This is a genomic window from Gordonia rhizosphera NBRC 16068 (assembly GCF_000298195.1).
Classification (GTDB): domain Bacteria; phylum Actinomycetota; class Actinomycetes; order Mycobacteriales; family Mycobacteriaceae; genus Gordonia; species Gordonia rhizosphera.
This window is the reverse complement of the sequence record NZ_BAHC01000030.1, coordinates 1-16,440: the sequence shown is the minus strand read 5'-3', so window position 1 is coordinate 16,440 and position 16,440 is coordinate 1. Positions and strand designations below refer to the sequence as shown.

General features: G+C 67.9%; 13 protein-coding genes and 1 pseudogene. 4 read left to right on the top strand and 10 right to left on the bottom strand.

Annotation, left to right across the window (positions count from 1 at the left end):
- The 7 genes from GORHZ_RS30695 to glf form a co-directional block, all read right to left on the bottom strand.
- Positions 1-230: hypothetical protein (locus tag GORHZ_RS30695; RefSeq protein ID WP_217998299.1), on the bottom strand; the 230-nt coding region annotated here is incomplete at its 3' end.
- Between the two features lie 195 nt (positions 231-425).
- On the bottom strand, positions 426-1,412 hold the full coding sequence (locus GORHZ_RS02680; RefSeq protein ID WP_006330167.1) for an alpha/beta hydrolase: 987 nt from the start codon (positions 1,410-1,412) through the stop codon (positions 426-428).
- Positions 1,413-1,772: 360 nt separating this feature from the next.
- Positions 1,773-3,980 carry an arabinofuranosyltransferase AftB family protein gene (locus tag GORHZ_RS02675; RefSeq protein ID WP_006330166.1) on the bottom strand — a complete coding sequence of 736 codons (2,208 nt, stop codon included), beginning with the start codon at positions 3,978-3,980 and terminating at the stop codon, positions 1,773-1,775.
- Positions 3,970-4,884 (bottom strand): decaprenyl-phosphate phosphoribosyltransferase, encoded by a 915-nt coding sequence (locus GORHZ_RS02670; protein ID WP_006330161.1) that lies wholly within the window; start codon positions 4,882-4,884, stop codon positions 3,970-3,972. The genes GORHZ_RS02675 and GORHZ_RS02670 overlap by 11 nt, the downstream gene beginning before the upstream one ends.
- Before the next feature lie 58 nt (positions 4,885-4,942).
- Positions 4,943-5,557 carry a phosphatase PAP2 family protein gene (locus GORHZ_RS02665; RefSeq protein WP_051998732.1) on the bottom strand — a complete coding sequence of 205 codons (615 nt, stop codon included), beginning with the start codon at positions 5,555-5,557 and terminating at the stop codon, positions 4,943-4,945.
- Positions 5,538-7,469 (bottom strand): glycosyltransferase, encoded by a 1,932-nt coding sequence (locus GORHZ_RS02660; protein ID WP_006330159.1) that lies wholly within the window; start codon positions 7,467-7,469, stop codon positions 5,538-5,540. Before GORHZ_RS02660 ends, GORHZ_RS02665 begins: the two co-directional genes overlap by 20 nt.
- The gene (gene glf, locus GORHZ_RS02655; protein WP_006330152.1) at positions 7,470-8,693 is read right to left on the bottom strand and encodes a UDP-galactopyranose mutase; all 1,224 of its coding nucleotides are present in this window, start codon (positions 8,691-8,693) and stop codon (positions 7,470-7,472) included.
- 71 nt (positions 8,694-8,764) lie between these two features.
- On the opposite strand from glf, the gene GORHZ_RS02650 reads away from it, so the two are divergent.
- From GORHZ_RS02650 to GORHZ_RS02640, 3 genes are all read left to right on the top strand, one after another.
- Positions 8,765-9,124 carry a hypothetical protein gene (locus GORHZ_RS02650; RefSeq protein ID WP_157205034.1) on the top strand — a complete coding sequence of 120 codons (360 nt, stop codon included), beginning with the start codon at positions 8,765-8,767 and terminating at the stop codon, positions 9,122-9,124.
- Positions 9,121-10,077 carry an acyl-CoA dehydrogenase family protein gene (locus tag GORHZ_RS02645; protein ID WP_006330151.1) on the top strand — a complete coding sequence of 319 codons (957 nt, stop codon included), beginning with the start codon at positions 9,121-9,123 and terminating at the stop codon, positions 10,075-10,077. Before GORHZ_RS02650 ends, GORHZ_RS02645 begins: the two co-directional genes overlap by 4 nt.
- Positions 10,078-10,237: 160 nt before the next feature.
- A complete protein-coding gene (locus tag GORHZ_RS02640) occupies positions 10,238-10,912 on the top strand; it encodes a GAF and ANTAR domain-containing protein (protein WP_006330150.1) in 675 nt (224 codons plus the stop codon).
- A 4-nt stretch (positions 10,913-10,916) separates the two neighbouring features.
- Here the strand turns inward: GORHZ_RS02640 and GORHZ_RS02635 are convergent.
- A pseudogene (locus GORHZ_RS02635) lies at positions 10,917-12,460 on the bottom strand (SpoIID/LytB domain-containing protein).
- Positions 12,461-12,719: 259 nt separating this feature from the next.
- Here GORHZ_RS02635 and GORHZ_RS02630 point away from each other — a divergent pair.
- Positions 12,720-14,147 carry a peptidoglycan recognition protein family protein gene (locus GORHZ_RS02630; RefSeq protein WP_006330147.1) on the top strand — a complete coding sequence of 476 codons (1,428 nt, stop codon included), beginning with the start codon at positions 12,720-12,722 and terminating at the stop codon, positions 14,145-14,147.
- Between the two features lie 54 nt (positions 14,148-14,201).
- Here GORHZ_RS02630 and GORHZ_RS02625 read toward each other — a convergent pair whose 3' ends face one another.
- Entirely contained in the window at positions 14,202-15,593 is a 1,392-nt protein-coding gene (locus tag GORHZ_RS02625; protein ID WP_006330146.1) for an MBL fold metallo-hydrolase, read from the bottom strand.
- Positions 15,594-15,688: 95 nt separating this feature from the next.
- The coding region (locus GORHZ_RS02620) for a sulfite exporter TauE/SafE family protein (protein ID WP_006330145.1) at positions 15,689-16,440 on the bottom strand (752 nt) is incomplete at its 5' end.

Below are 16,440 nucleotides of genomic sequence, written 5' to 3'. Positions count from 1 at the left end.
GGTGCGGGTTCAGCCGGTGCGGGCGACTCCGGGGCCGGCGCTTCCGCGGCCGGTGCGGCCGGCGCCGCGCCGGCCGGTGTCGCGAGCCCGCCCACCAGGATCACCGAGGACACCGCAACGACGGCCGCAACGAGCGTGCGGCTCCTCGTCATCGCGCCCATACCGGAACCGACACGCCCACCGTGTGCCGCCCCCGATGGCCGACGCCACTCTCGCATCACTGCCCTCATCGCCCGAAGAACTCCTTCACACCCCGATTCGCGACGGCGCTCCGCGTCACCTGAGCAACTTTAGTAACAGCTACCCCATGCGCAACAGAACGCCCTACGTGATGTTCATACACGTAGGGCGTTCTGTTTTCGGTGCGCCACGCTGTTACGCGTGGGATTTGTGTGACTTATGTTGTTTTGCGCACAGGTCTCGACTCAGCGAAAGAATCCGCGGTTCTTCGCGTTCCAGAGCATGTCCTGCCAGTAGCCCCACGCGTGGGTGCCTGCGGCGTAGTAGGTCATCACCGGGAGCCCTTGGACGAATGCGGCCGCCTCGAAGGCCTTGGCCTGGGTGAACGCGAGCAGTTCCAGCGTCGAACCCTTGAAGAGGTCGTCGAACACATTGGGCAACGCGTTGTACTTGCCGAACAGACCGTTACCCGACCCGATGAAGACCTTCATGCCGTGCATCCGGTTGATGTTGAGCATCGGGTCGTTCTGGAACCAGCGGATGCCCCACGGGGGTCCCCACATCGCGTCGATGTTCCACGGCTTCGGGTCGACGTCGAACATCGCCAGTCGCAGCGCGGTGTGCATGCCCGGCGCGCTCAGGAAGTCGTAGCCCGACAGCGAGGCCGCGCGGTCGAAGTTGTGGCGGTTCTGGGCGGCGATCACCAGCGAGGCGTTACCACCCATGGACAGGCCGGCGATCGCGTACTTGCGGCTGGCCCCGACGCGGTAGCCGCGGGCATCGAGCGCGCTGACCAGGCTACGGGTGATGACGCAGTTCCACATGTAGCGGTAGGGCTGGCTGTTGAAGTTGCTCGGTGCGTCCCAGTCGGTGTAAAAGCTGGCCGGGCCGCCGATGGGCTCGACGACGTTGACGCCCGAGCGCACCATCTCCTGGACGTTGGTGTTGATCTCCCAGCCGCTGTAGTCGTACTGGGCGCGCATACCGTCGAGCAGGATGACGGTCTTGTAGTTGCCCGGACGCTTCCAGGCACGCACCTTCACCGCCGGCATGCCGCATCCGTTCACGTAGAACTGTTCGCGGCCGACCGACGTGCCGCCGATCCGGGCGTCTGCCTGGCCGGCGCCACCGACGACGCCGGCGAGCCCGATGACGGTCGCCATCGCGACGAGCGCGGCGATGAATCGGCTGTGGTTTCTACCGGCCCTCGGCCCGGCGAAAGCTACACGCATCGACTGATCTCTCCCTCTGTCATCCGGATGACCGGGGCTTTCACCCTGATCGCCCAGATCCTCTGCGACACCCGGCCGCTGGTCCCTCCCCGAACCGATACCTTCTCGGGCAGTCATCGCCCCAGTGCGGCCGAAAATCCGGCCACGGCACCGATTCGGGAGCCTATTGCATGCCCCGAGGGCTGACAAACACTGTGGTAACGATCACATCAGCGTCGGCGGTGCCGACACCAGGTCTCGCTCCCGCGCGTCCTTGTCATGCCCGTCTATCGACGGCAACCGGCGCAACGTTACCGATTCGAGACCATTGGCGGCAAACCGAACGTCGATCCTTGAGCGGACCCGACCGAGTCCCGGGGGTCAGCGCGGGTGGATGCGGGGCGGCATCTGCAGCCCGCATCGCTGGATCTCGTACTGCGGATCCGATTCGATCCGGTAGTCGGTGAACGTGAACGACTCCTTGAGGTTGTGTTTGAACCGCGCATACGACCACGGCCCCTCGAAGGAGGCGAACCGGTCCTCGGTCTCCGGACAGGTCAGCGCGACCTCGGCCTGCCGGACCATGTCCTCGTCGAGATAGGACGGCAGAACGGGTCGTCGCGGGTAGGCGCCGGACTCGGCGATCACCCATTCGGTCGGCAGGTCCTTGTCGTGCCCGATGCGTCCGTCCGTCAGTCGTTGGGTATGCGCGGCCAGCGGGTAGCCGAGCCCCATCTGGTCGATCACCCGGACGTCGAGCGGCGCGTTCATGCTCGTCATGCCGAGGTTGAGGAAGTAGACGGTCACCTGTCGTTTCTCACCCTTGGGCATCACGGCCGGCAACTGGGCGACATACCACTGGTCGTAGTTGAACGACGGCAGGATGACCCCGCCCTCGCTGTGCCATCGGTCGATCTGCTCGACCATCGCGCGCATCCGCGGATAGTCGAGGTAGTCCTCGGCGGTCACCGGGTTCTCGTTGCCCATGTTGGTCACGTAGAAGCGGCGTTCGTCGACGATGCCGTTGCGGCCGATGTCGATCCCCGCGTTCGGGAGCACGTTCTCGTGGCTGACGACGGCCCAGGCCACGGTGGTGACCCACAGCGAGGCCATGACGAGAGCGCCGGCGAGCTGCAGTCGCGCGCGGCGGCGGGTGCCGTCGGCGGGAGCGGGGGTGCCGTCGGCGGGGTTTTGGGTGCCGTCGGCGGGAGCGGGAGCGGGGGTGCGGCCGAAGGCCGCACGCAGGTGGCCCGGAAGGGTGATCGGGATGACCATCAGCGGCAGCAGCATGGTGAACAGTGGGACGAGCAGCACCCGGCCGTGCATGAAGTCGCCGCCCTGACGGATCCAGTAGGTTCCCCCGATCAGACCGGCGACGAGGACCGTCGCGGTGACCGCGGTCGGCGACTGCAGGCCCGCCGACCAGCGGGCCAGCCGGGTGCGGATCGTCGTCGGGGTGGCCGGTTCGCCGGTCGGGTCGTCGTCGGACGCCTCGGCAGCGGGCGTCTCGGCAACGGACGCGTCGGCCCCCGGACCCAACCGCCTCCCGACGAGGAGCAACACCCCGACGACGACGGCCACGATCACCGGCAGCAGGAGCGTGTAGGGGCCGAACAGATTGGCCAGGTAGATGAAACCCTGATGCCACTTGGATCCGCTGGCGTCCTTGGCCACGGCCGGGTTCGGGACGAGCAGCGCGTAGTAGCCCATCCGGAAGATCTGGTAGCCGACCGGCAGCACCGCGGCCACCACGACGACCCCGGCCCGCATCGTCCACGACAGCGGAGCGAGGACGATCAGCAGCAGGACGAGGCCGCCGAGAATCGTGAGTTCGGGTCGGATCAGTGGGGCGAGGCCGGCGGTGAACGCGAGGGCCAGGGTGGCGGCGTGCTGCCATCGCGACGCCGCCCGCCCCCGCGGTCGCCGGCTCCACGCGACGAGCTGACACCACAGCACCGCGACCCAGAAGATGGCCAGGCCGTTCTCGAGGCCGCTGGTGGCGAAGTCGCGCGCGGGTGGCAACGCGATGTAGACGATGGCGCCGAACGGCAGCAGCAGGGTCAGGCCGTCGCCGGTGATCCCGCCGCACCGGGTGCGCAGCAGTCGCGCGGTGCCGTACATGGCGATGGGGATGGCCGAGACCGACAACACCAGCGCCACCCACAGTGCGACGTATTCGAGCTGCCCGTCGGTGATCCACGCCCAGAACCACAGGACGTAGGTCCATGCGGTCGACGTGTTGGCCTCGACGCGTTCACCGGCGTTGAACACCGGGCCGTTGCCGGCGAACAGGTTACGCAGGGTGCGCAGGACGATCAGCCCGTCGTCGGCGATCCAGCGGCGTTGCCAGGCCCCGATGGTGAAGAACGCGGTGACGGTGATGGCGCCGACGAGGAAGCTGATGGTGGGAACCCACTGTCGGGGCCCCCAGGCGCGCAGACCGCGGCGCTCCCGGGATGCTGGTGGCGACGCCTCGACGGCGGCATCTACGGAAGCGTCGACGGCGGGGATCGTGGCAGTGGGAGCGTCGTCGGCGCCCGTGGTCAAGCGGTCGTCGGGCCCGGGGCCGGACGACTGCTCAGACTGCATAGACCGCGACACCCACGCATACTATCCAGGCGACGGCGAGCAGCTGCAGGACACGGTCGCCGAGCGCGATCTCCTCCGGCTCCCCCGCCTGGCCGCCGTCGATGTCGACGGCGTAGCGCAGGATGGCGATGGTGAACGGCACCATGGACACGGCGTAGGCCACGTTCGTGTCGTGCGAGGTCTCGTCGAAGGCCCACAGACCGTAGAACATGACGACCGCGGTCGCGGCCAGCGTCCACACGAAACGCAGGTAGGTCGTCGTGTAGTAGCGCAACGCCTTGCGGATCTTGGCGCCGGTACGTTCGGCGAGCTGGAGTTCGGCGTACCGCTTACCGGCGGCCATGAACAGCGAGCCGAACGCCATGACCAGCAGGAACCACTGCGACAGCTCGATCTCGGCGGCCACACCACCGGCGATGGCCCGTAGCAGAAACCCCGACGACACGATGCAGATGTCGATAACGGGCTGGTTCTTCCAGCCGAAGCAGTAACCGAGCTGGATCACGAGGTAGACCGCGATGACGACGGCGGTCTGCCAGTTGGCGGCAAGCGCGACGAGCAGCGACGCCGTCCCGAAGACGACCGCCAGGATGTAGGCCAGACGCACCGGGACGACACCGGCGGCGATCGGCCGGAACCGCTTCGTCGGGTGGTTGCGATCGGACTCGACGTCCATGGCGTCGTTGACCAGGTAGATACACGAGGCGACCAGGCAGAACGCCACGAACGCGATCCCCGCCTGCAGCAGGACGTTGCCCTCGGTGATGTTTCCGGCGGCCAGCGGCGCGGCGAGGACGAGGACGTTCTTCACCCACTGCCGCGGGCGGACGGCCTTGATCAGACCCTCCGTCAGATTCTTCGGCGGTCCGGGCACCGCTGCGTGCTCGATCGGCTCTTCGCTCATGTCCTCGGGTTCATCTCGTCGTCTGGTCGGTCGGCCGTCTGGCCGTTTCGCCGTCTGGTCAGTTCGTCGGCCGGGCATGGGCCGCGATCAGTTTGTCACCCGCGGTCACGGCGGCTGCGCTCGCCGCACCGATTGCGGCGCCCGCGAGCACGTCGGTGGGATAGTGCACGCCCAGGACCAGCCGCGACATCAGCATCGGCGGCACCAGCACGGCGGGCAGGGCGGCCGGCGGCAGCCCCGCGGCGCGCCCGATGAGAATCGCCGCCGCGGTCGTCGAGGTGGCGTGCGACGACGGGAAGCTGAGCCGGCTCGGGGTGGACACCCCGACCCGGATCGCCGGGTGATCGGGGCGGGGACGCCGCACGATCCGCTTGATGATCACCGACGCGGCGTGGGCGCCGAAGGCTCCGACACCGGCCTCGATCCAGCGCCGCTGGGCGTCGGTGTCGCCACGCCGGCGGGCCATCGCCCAGCCCGCGGCGCTGATGCCGATCCAGCCCAGCGAGTGCTCGCCGAAGTGCGAGAGTCCGCGCGCGGCCGCCGGCGCGCCGGGCAGGGCGCCGACGGTGGCCTGGACGTCCCGGACGATCCCGGTCTCGCCGGTGGGTTCCTCGACGCGGGCGGTCCCGTCCACACCTGTCATCCCCATGGGATCAGTCGATTCCGAAGACACGCGCCCAACTCTCCTGACTGGTCAACTCGTGGTGTTTGGCCCGGTAGGCCTCCCGCATCGCCGGGAAGTGGTCACGCAGTTCGCGCACCAGCGCGGCCGATTCCTTCGCCAGCGCGATCATCTTCTCGCGGTCCCGCTGGCGGTAGACGACACCCCGCCCGTCGGCGGTCGTGACGGTGACCCCGTCGACACGGCCGAGGCTGAACCACCGCGCCTCGATCGGCGGGTAGTTGGCCTGCGGCACCTCGTGGTGACGTGGATCCGCGGGGCGGGCGTTGTTCCGCAGGGCCGCGGCGAGCGCCTTGAGCTTGGCGACCCTGCCCTCCGGGACGTTGGTGCCCAGGTGAGTGGCCTGGCCGCTGGTGCGCGGCAGTTCGGTGGCCGACGGCAACACCACCGCGTCCGGATACTGTTTGCGCATCTCGGCGATCTTCGGGAGCGCCGTGCCCAGCAGCGAACGGATGTGGTCGGGGCCGGCGAGGAAGTCGCGGATGGCCTCGTTCTGGATCGCCACCGTCGAGTACTCCAAGCACAGGAGATGCTTCGCGGTCGCCTTGACCATGGACTTGATGATGCCGTCGATCGGGCCGTCGAGGGTCAGCGAGGCCACCACGAGGCGGTTGCGCAGGTGGAAGTAGGCCTGCCAGTCGATCGCGTCGTCCTTGTCACTCCACGCCATATGCCAGATCGCGATACCCGGCACGGTCGCGGTCGGATAGCCGGCCTTCGCGGCGCGCAGCGCGAACTCCCAGTCGTCCCACTTGATGAACAGCGGCATCGGCAGGCCGATGGTCTCCGCGCATTCGCGCGGGATCATGCACATCCACCAGCCGTTGCCCTCGACGTCGATGCGGCGGTGCAGGTTCTTGGAGTTCTCCCGGTCGCGCAGCGGGTACTTGGCGAAGTTGTGGTCGTAGGAGACGAACGGCGCCGCGGTCCACATGAACTTCTGCCGGTTGATCACCTCGCCCATGCAGTGCAGATGCGACCGGTCCTGCAGGTTGAGCATCTGCCCGCCGACGAGCATCGGCTTCTTCGCGAACCGGGACATGGCCAGCGCGCGCAGGATCGAGTCGGGCTCGATCATGATGTCGTCGTCCATATAGAGGATGTAGGGCGAATCGGTGCGCCGCAGTGCCTCGTACATGATGCGTGCGTAGCCGCCGGACCCGCCCAGGTTCGGCTGGTCGAAGATGTGCAGGCGGTCGCCGAGCGCGGCGGCGGCCTCGGCGTAGCCGGGTTCGTCGACGACCTTGCGGGTGCCCTGGTCGGGCATCAGCACGGCGTCGATGACCTCGTCGACCAGCGGATCGGAGGTCAACGCGGACAGCGCGTTGACCGCGTCGGTGGGCCGGTTGAAGGTCGGGATTCCCACCGTGACGCGTTTGGTCTCGTCGCCGGTCGGACTCGGGGTCGGCGCATACCAGCCCGCCGCGACGATCTCGGTGTCGGTATCGGTGGTGAGGTCGAACCAGATCCAGCCGCCGTCCTCGAACGGACCGAGGTCGCACTCGTATTCGAAGACCCCGCGGCCGTCGTCGTCGGTGACGACGAGGTCGCCGCCGACCGCGATCCGGGAGCCGTCGATCTTGGACCGGTAGATGTCCACGCGGGCGGTGCCCACCACCTCGACGCGCAACACCACCGACGTCAGGATGCTCCAGCGCCGCCAGTACGCCGCGGCGAACGCGTTGAAGTAGGTCTCGAAGCTGACCTCGGACTCGGCACCGAGGAGCACCGAGGTGCGGCTGGGCGCGTGCGCGCGGCGCGAGTTGTTCTGCGACTCCACCAGGTACAGGGATCGGACGTCGATCGGCTCACCCGGCCGCGGGAAGATCACCCGCTGCAGCAGGGTCTTCGCCTTCGTCGCGGCGTCGCTGGTCTCGTCGGTCTGCTCTTGGGTCACGGTCATCTATTCCGCCTCGTCGCCCGGCACCAGCGGTGCACCCTCGGCGAGGTGCGGTGCGAGCGTGTTGTCGAACATGGTGAGCGCACTCGCGATCGCCATGTGCATGTCCAGGTATTGGTAGGTTCCCAGCCGGCCACCGAAGAGCACTTTGCTCGTGGCGGTTTCGGCCTTGGCGAGGTCCCGGTAGGCCGACAGCTTGGCCCGGTCCTCGGGGGTGTTGATCGGATAGTAGGGCTCGTCGTCGTCATCGGCGAAGCGGCTGTACTCGCGCATGATGACCGTCTTGTCCGTCGGGTAGAAGTCCCGTTCGGGATGGAAGTGCCGGAACTCATGAATCCGCGTGTAGGGCACGTCGGCGTCGTTGTAGTTCATCACCGGGGTGCCCTGGAAGTCGCCGGTGTCGAGCACCTCGGTCTCGAAGTCGAGGGTGCGCCAGCCGAGCCGGCCGGCGGAGTATCCGAAGTAGCGGTCCAGCGGGCCGGTGTAGACGACCGGGGCGTCCGGGGAGGTGGACCGCAACGCGTCGCGCACGCCGAACCAGTCGGTGTTCAGGCGCACCTCGATCCGCTCGTCGGCGGCCATCCGTTCCAGCCACGCGGTGTATCCGTCGACCGGCAGACCCTCGTAGGTGTCGTTGAAGTAGCGGTTGTCGAATGTGTACCGCACCGGCAGGCGGGTGATGTTGCTCGCCGGGAGTTCTCTCGGGTCGGTCTGCCACTGCTTGGCGGTGTAGTGCTTGACGAAGGCCTCGTACAGCGGGCGGCCGATGAGGCTGATCGCCTTCTCTTCGAGATTGCGTGCCGACGCGGTATCGATCTCGGCGGCCTGGGAGGCGATGAGCGCGCGCGCCTCGTCGGGGCTGTAGTAGCGGCCGAAGAACTGCGCGACCAGTCCGAGTCCCATCGGGAACTGATAGGCCTGTCCCTGATACATGGCGAACACGCGGTGCTGGTAGCCGGTGAACTCGGTGAACTGGCCGACGTAATCCCACACGCGCTTGTTGGAGGTGTGGAACAGGTGCGCACCGTATTTGTGCACCTCGATACCCGTGGTGGGCTCGGGCTCGGAGTAGGCGTTACCGCCGAGGTGATGTCGTCGCTCGAGGACGAGGACCCGTTTGTCGAGTTGCGTGGCGGCCCGCTCCGCGAGGGTCAGTCCGAAGAAGCCGGAGCCGACGACGATCAGGTCGAAGGATTCGCCCTCTTCACGCGCACTGTTGACTGCCACGGGTGTTCAGCGTAACCGACCGATCCTGAGAATCCCGACGCACACGGCGGAGGCCTGCGTCTCATCGAGAGATGAGTGACGGAATGCTCACCGGCGGGTACTGTCGACGCATCGGCCTGCAGCCACTGGGCCCGGATACTCATTCGTCGAAGATCTCGAGGCTGCCAGTGACCTGTTCTCCCCCTCGCACCCGCCCGCACCATGTCGGCGAGCTGGTCGTCGTGGTGGTGCCCGTCCACAACGCGCAACGCCTGCCGTCGGCATGCCTGCGTCGCTGGATGTCGCCGCGCCGGCCGTGTCGGCGGATGTCGCGATCGCCGGTCCGAACCTCGACGCGACCCGACGGACGCACCGACGCCGGCCATCTGTACCGACTGGAGGTCCTCGCCCGGGTATCCGGGGCCGAGCAGACCAGAGAGGTCACCGCATGATCATCAACGCAACCGAACTCGCCTTCCGCATCGTCAATCAGGGGAGTCTCGACGTCCCGCTCCCCGGCCGCGGCGACACCGCCACCCGGTTTCGGACCCTCGCCGACTTCTGCCATCGAGACATCGCGGTGGGCAGCCTGGTGGAGGCGCACCTCGACGCCGACGCGATCCTGGAGGAGATCGCCGGTGAACGCGTCGGTCCCGCCCAACTCTGGGGGGTGTGGGCGGCCCAACCATCGCAGACCCCGGTGATGGCGACGCGCAATGCCGGGGTCTGGGAACTGACGGGTGCGAAACACTGGTGCTCGGGCGTCGTCGCCTGCTCACACGCCCTGGTCACGGCCGACGTCGGGGACGAACACCAGTTGTTCGCGGTCGATCTGCGTCAGGCCGGAGTGCGCGCCGAGCGTGGCGGGTGGGTGGCCACCGGGATGCGCGCCACCGAGACCGGTACCGCCCTGTTCGACCGTGCCGTCGCGCGTCCCGTCGGCGAACCCGGCGAGTATGTGAACCGGCCCGGCTTCTGGCACGGCGGGATCGGTGTCGCGGCGTGCTGGCTGGGCGGGGCGAGGAAGGTCGCCGGTCCGCTGTTCGCCGCGGTCGGCGAACGCGACGACGACCTCATGCTGATGCATCTCGGTGCCGTCGACGCGCTCTTGGCGCAGGGCCGGGCGCTGCTCGAGCAGGCCGCGGTGTCCATCGACGCGGCGCCGAAGGACGAGTGCGCGGCCCGGCGTCTGGCGTTCCGGGTGCGCTGGGGCGTCGAACAGATCGCCACGGCCGTGATCGATCGGGTCGCGCGGGCACTGGGACCCGAACCGCTCGTGGGCAACCGCAACCATGCGCAAGCGGTGAGTGATCTGTCGGTGTACCTGCGCGAGTCCGACGCCGATCGGGATCTGGTGACGCTCGGGCGCCTCGCGACACCAATTCCCACCGAGATATTGCGATGAACGACACCGGTCCGTCCGGATACCACGATGCCGACCTACGGGCTCGACGTGTTCGGTCGTGAACGCGCGGAATCGGTTGCACAACGTGAGAATCTCGTACGCTGACTCCACATCAGATGACGACGCCCGGATGGTGCCGGGCGGGCGACGAGGAGTGGATATGAGGTCCGAGGACACCGTCCGCATGGCCGAGATCATCCGCGGCCTGCGCGCGGAGAGCACCGACACCGAGGCGGTGCTGCGCGGCATCTCCAAGACCGCGGTCGATTCGGTTCCCGGCACCGAGTATGCGAGCGTCACCTTGGTCACCGGCGGCCGGATCGAGACCCCGGTGATCGTCGGCGACCTCGCGGGCGCTTCCGACGACCTGCAACGAGAACTCAACGAGGGGCCATGCGTCCGATCCGCCATCGACGACGCGACGATCCTCGTCGACGACATGCGCCGCGAGCAACGCTGGCCCCGATACGCCGCGGCGGCAACCGAACTCGGGATCGGTTCGATCGCATGTTTCTGTCTCTACATCAACGGACACGACTTCGGCGCGCTCAATCTGCTGAGCACCACCACCCATGCCTTCGACCAGGATGCGATCTCGATCGGCGAGCTGTTCGCCGCGCACTGCGCCACCGCGTTCTCCGCGGTGCGCGAGAAGGAACAGCTGCGAGCCGCGTTGTCGTCGCGCGACCTGATCGGTCAGGCCAAGGGGATGCTGATGGAACGCTTCCGGATCGACGCCGACGCGGCGTTTCTTCTCCTCTCCCGCCTCTCGCAGGACAGCAACACCAAACTCGTCGAGGTCGCCACCCGGATCATCGACGCGGGACCGGGTTAGATTCTCAGCCGATGCGGTCGGCGGCCGGGAATCCGAGTTCTCCCAGCCCACCCTCGGCGAGATAGTCGGCGAGTCCCTGCCCGGTCAGTGCATGGGCACCGGTCTGGGTGCTGAAGAGCATCAGACCGTGCTCGAACAGCTGCATGACGCCGTTGGCGTCCGGCGTGAGGCTCGGCACGCCGATGACCTGGCCGAGCGGACCGGTGATGCCGCCGAGTTCGTCGTAACGTCCGTTCAGCGCCGATTGGCCGATGGTGAGCAGTTGCATCATGCCCGGCATCAGGTCGCCGCCGAGCGACATCAGGCTGCCCAGGCCCAGCGATCCCAGGTCGAGGCCGAGCCCCGGTCCATCCGGTCCCGTCGGCGGCGTGACGATCTTCGGCTTCGAGGTCTGGCCCCGCACGGAGAAGAACGACGACTTCAGCTGCAGGAGGCTGCGGGCCTCTTCACCCGACACCTCTCGCGTGCCGCCCGAGCCGACCGCGCGAACCTTGATCGCCCGGCCGTTCTCCGGGCCGAGTCCGTTGGCCTCGATGACCTCCAAGGCGCGCAGGGCGCCACCCCGAAGGCGGCGCCGACGCTGCCGGCGCTGACCGTCGCGGTCCAGTCGTGGTTGGGGGAGGCGGCATCGCCGTCGTCGCGGACCGCCGGGAATCGTCCACCGGCGGTGTAACCGCCGGTGGAGGAGGAGAACTCGGTGAACGCCGGTTTACCTGCATTGAGCAGGATCTGGCCGGCGGTCGCGTCCGCCGCCCGGTTCGTGCGCGGGTCCTCACCGGCCACCCCGCCGTAGACCTGCGAGTTCTGGGTGTCGTCGATCTTCTTGCCGCCGGCGATGGCCGACAGCGCATAGGTCCGCGCGGCGACCGCCTGGGCCTTGAGGGCTTCGGCGCCGCCGGAGTCGGCCCAACCCGGCACGCTCTCCTTGGGGATCACGCCCTTGACGTAGTCGTCGATGTGGAGCCGGTTGGCCACCCGCCCGCCGTCGAAGCCGAGCGCCCCACGGTAGGCCTGGTTGGAGCCACAGAATTTGAGGAACTCGCCCGGCGGGCGGCTCGGCCCCATGTTGAGCGGCTCCACGAAAGTTGCCGTCACCGTGCGCACCACACCGCCGCCGCAGCCGTTGGTGATGGTGGCCGTGGTCCCGGACAGGCTGACCGCCTGCCCGGGAGCCACCGTTTGGCCACCGACCCGCATCCCGGCGTCCGCGTGCACATTCACCGAGTTCTTCCCGCTCAAGATGACCGAGATCTCGGGTCTGTCCACCTTCCCCGCGGTGGTGCCGCCGTAAAAGTGGCGCAAAATCTGTGTCGCCGACCAACCCCTCTTGGCGTAGCCATAGGCGCCCCACTGCCCCATCCCGCGGCCGTGTCCGAGGCCGTGTCCAATCAGCGTGAGCTGCGAACCGGCCGTCAGTGTGACCGTCTGCGTGGACACCGACGGGCCGCCGACCGAGAGCAGACCACCGGCGATCAGCACGGGTGCCAGCCCGATCGCGGCCAGGGACAGCGATCGGGTACGGGCGTGCCGAGGGCGTGCTCTGACCAACGTCTTCGACGACCTTTCGTTCAGTCGAGGGGCGTGCGGCGCAACATTCTCCGCCGACACAGGTGTTACTCATGTGACTGTTGTGACGATAGTTAACAATTGTCCGAAACGACAACCCCAGCAGATCACAACCGCATCACGAGTTACTCGCTTGGATCTCGTCACATAAACCTCACCAGATAACAACCACATCACGAGTTACAGATCCTCCGCGCGTGGCGCCATCGGACCGTCGGCGGAGCCGCCACGATGACACACCATGCGCCGAGTCCGCCCCAACGCCATACCCCGACGGTCGGTCGTGCTCGCGACCGTCGCCGCCGCGATCGTCGCGAGCCCCTTCGCCGTCGTGCTCACCGGTTCCGATCCCCGTCCGACCGACCGACACCGCGATCTGCCGACCACCGCGATCGAGCAGGTCGGTCTCGCCGAACTGACGACGACGGTCCTCGACCTCGCCGGATCCGGGCTGTCCGCCGCGGGAGTGAGGCTGCCCGACATCGACCCGCTCGAGGTTCCTCCCATGGTTGACGGGCGTCCGGTCGGAGTTGCGGTGCAGCACCTCGTCCGCGACAACCCGCTCAAGATGGTGGCGTTCACCTGGGAACGACCGGTCGACGCGTCGATGCTGTTACGCGCCCGCAACGGCGACGGCTCGTGGGGCGAATGGACGAAACTCGCGCCGGTGCACGCCGACGGGACACCGTCACCCGAGCATCCGATGGGGACCGAACCGGTGTGGGTCGGCGACGCCACCGAGGTCCAGGTCGCGATGACCGATCACGGCCTGGCGATCCCGGCCGCCGAGCCCGCGGCGGGCGGATTGGTCGAGTTGGGTATCGGTACCGCCAGCACCGTGATCAAGACCCTGCTGACGGTCGCGCTGGGGGCGGTGAAGGCCACGCTGATCAGTCCCGAGAGCCTGCTGTCGCTGGGTTCGTCGCTGTTGTCGCCGCTGCTGGGCGGGCCGTCGGTGGTGGCCCGCGCCCAGTGGGGCGCCGACGAGTCGGTGCGTTGTTCGCAACCGACGTTCTCGCCCGCGATCCGCGGCGCGATCGTGCACCACACCGCGGGCAACAACGACTACACACCGGCCCAGTCGGCGGAGATCGTCCGCGGCATCTACGCCTATCACGCTCGCACGCTGCGCTGGTGCGACATCGGCTACAACGCGCTGGTCGACAAGTACGGGCAGATCTTCGAGGGCGCCTTCGGCGGGCTCGACCGCAACGTCGAGGGCACCCACACCGGCGGGTTCAACAAGTCGACGGTCGGGGTGTCGATGATCGGAAACCTCGATCAGGCCGCGCCGAGCGCCGCGATGGTCTCCGCGGTCGCCCGATTCCTGCGGTGGCGGCTGAACCGTGCCGGCGTGAATCCCGCCGGCACGGCCCAGTTGACCGCGGAGTCCTTCTCCGACAGTAAGTTCCGCGCGGGTGCACAGACCGACCTGCCGGCGATCAGCGGACACCGCGACTACAACAACACCAGCTGTCCGGGCGAACTCGGCTATTCGGCGCTCGGGCCGATCCGCGCCATGGTGGCCGGGGCGGCACCCGAGGCGGAGACGCCGCCGCCGTCACAGGCACCTGTTCCGTCGGACCCGTCGGCGTCACCCGCCCCGGAGCCGTCCGCGTCACCTGCCCCGGAGCCGTCGGCGTCACCTGCCCCGCCGGTGAGCAGATAGACCGGCGCCACCCGGGCCGGCGGCCGGCACGGGTGGCGCAGGTGTCGCGAACCCTCAGCGCGTGACCACGGGGCCTTCGAGCTCCCATGCCTCGTAGCCGCCGATCAGGTCACTGATCTCGTTGTGTCCGCGCGAGCGAAGGAGGCTCGCCGCGACACAGGACCGCCACCCGCCGCGGCAGTGGACGACGATCGGCTTGTCGCGCGGGATCTCGTCGACACGCTCACCGAGCTGCGGCAGCGGGATGTGCAGAGAACCGTCGATCACACCATCCTCGCGTTCTCCCGGGTTGCGGACGTCGATGAGGGTGACCGCGCCCTCGGCCAGCATGTCCGCGAGTTCCCGCACGGTCACCCGCTCACCGTTCCGGACGAGATCGGCGAGGTAGTCGGGGAATTCTCCGTTGTCGGTATCGATCGGGACGAAACCGACGACGTTGTCGTATCCGATCCGGGCAAGTCGCAGGGCGCCTTCGGATTCCGTCCCGGGCGGGGTGACGAGGACGATCGGGTCGGTCAGCGATGCCACCATGCCGCAGGTCTCGGCGTAGCGCCCGCCGAGACCGACGTTGACCGATCCGTCGAGGTGGGCCGCGGTGAACACCTCCGGGTCGCGGGTGTCGATGACGACCGTCTTGTCGTCGGTGAGCCGTTCCCGCGCCTCCTCGGGGGACAGCTCCCGAATGGGACGCGACTCACCGAGGACGTTGTGCACCCGACGGTTGAGGTCGGCGTCGGCACGGAAGTACCCGGGGATCGCGGGCTGACCGGTGGTGATGAGCTTGACGAAGTCGTCCTCGCTCATGGGTTGCACGGACGGGTTGGTCATCCGCTGTGCGCCGATCGTCGAGACGAGCTCGCTGGACATGTTCTTCCCGCAGGACGAGCCCGCGCCGTGGGCCGGCATGACCTTGACGTCGTCGGGCAGCTTCAGCAGCGTCTCGTGCACGGTCTTGAACATGGCCCGGGCCAGATCGGTGTTCGTGCTGTCGCCGAGGTTCGCGAGATCCGGCCGGCCGACGTCGCCGATGAACAGCGAGTCACCGGTCAGCACCGCGGTGGGCTGTGCATCGGGGGTCTCACGGATCAGCAGGCTGATCGACTCCCAGGTGTGGCCGGGGGTGGAGAGCACCTCGATGTCGACGTCACCGAGCGAGATGTGCGTCCCGTGGGCGAGTCGCCGGATGGGATAGTCGGTCTCGGCCGCCTCGCCGAATCCGATCCAGGCTCCGGTGGCCTCGGCGAACTCGAGGTGACCGGACACGAAGTCGGCGTGGAAGTGCGTGTTGATCACGCCTTCGATGGTGAGTCCGAGGGACTTGGCGTCGTCCAGGTATTCGGTGATGTCGCGGCGTGGGTCGACGACGATGGCGCGCTTGGTCTTCTCGTCGGCCACCAGGTACGAGGCGTGGGACAAGCAATCGATGTAGTACTGGTTGAGGATCATGGGACTCTCCTTCTTGTCGGGTCTTGTTGTCGTGCGTTGTCTTGTTGTCGTGCGTTGTCGGCTGATGTCGTGACGTGGTCTGTTGGGCTGGATGGTCAGTTCGGCAGGACTCCGATGCTGCGGGCTGCGACGTAGGCGGCCACCACGATGAGCATCACGCCGAACGCGCGGGTCATCGCGGTATCCGAGAATCGCTGTGCCACACGCTTTCCGAGGAACGATCCGGCAATGGCGGCGATCGCGACCGGAGCGATGATCGACCAGTCGAGCGGAGCGTCGCCGATCCGCGAGCCCAGTGCCACCGCCGAGTTGATGGTGATGACCAGCAGCGACGTTCCCACCGCCACGGGCATCGAGTAGCCGAGGAACAGGATCAGCGCCGGGACGATCACGAAGCCTCCTCCGACACCGAAGAAGCCGGTGAGCAGACCGATGCCGAGGCCAGCCACCACGATGCGCAGGGCGGCCTTGGCCGGGTGCACCATACGGATGTCGTCGTCGACGGGTTCTACGTCCTCATCCGGTGTCACGACAGGATCTCCGCCGGCCGGCACCAGCGACGGCACCTTCTCGGGTTGTGGCCTGGTCCGCGACCGGGTTCGCACCAGCAGCGTCGTGGCCACCACCACCATCAGAACCGCGAAGGCCGTGAGCGTGGCATCGGAGGGCACGTGCCGGCCGATGGCCGTTCCGGCCCAGGCCGCCACACCGCCCACCACGCCGAGGGCGATGCCGGCGCGCCACCGTACCCGGCCCTCCCGCGCGTGCGCGAGCACCCCGGTAGCCGACGAGATACCCACGATGATGAGGCTCTGGGTGATCGCCGTCGACAGCGGCTGGTCGAGAA

Coding starts and splice junctions, on each gene's coding strand:
- GORHZ_RS02640 (WP_006330150.1), top strand. CDS start 10,238: ATGAGGTCCGAGGACACCGTCCGCATGGCCGAGATCATCCGCGGCCTG.
- GORHZ_RS02650 (WP_157205034.1), top strand. CDS start 8,765: ATGAGTGACGGAATGCTCACCGGCGGGTACTGTCGACGCATCGGCCTG.
- GORHZ_RS02680 (WP_006330167.1), bottom strand. CDS start 1,412: ATGCGTGTAGCTTTCGCCGGGCCGAGGGCCGGTAGAAACCACAGCCGA.
- GORHZ_RS02660 (WP_006330159.1), bottom strand. CDS start 7,469: ATGACCGTGACCCAAGAGCAGACCGACGAGACCAGCGACGCCGCGACG.
- GORHZ_RS02630 (WP_006330147.1), top strand. CDS start 12,720: ATGCGCCGAGTCCGCCCCAACGCCATACCCCGACGGTCGGTCGTGCTC.
- GORHZ_RS02670 (WP_006330161.1), bottom strand. CDS start 4,884: ATGAGCGAAGAGCCGATCGAGCACGCAGCGGTGCCCGGACCGCCGAAG.
- GORHZ_RS02645 (WP_006330151.1), top strand. CDS start 9,121: ATGATCATCAACGCAACCGAACTCGCCTTCCGCATCGTCAATCAGGGG.
- GORHZ_RS02625 (WP_006330146.1), bottom strand. CDS start 15,593: ATGATCCTCAACCAGTACTACATCGATTGCTTGTCCCACGCCTCGTAC.
- GORHZ_RS02675 (WP_006330166.1), bottom strand. CDS start 3,980: ATGCAGTCTGAGCAGTCGTCCGGCCCCGGGCCCGACGACCGCTTGACC.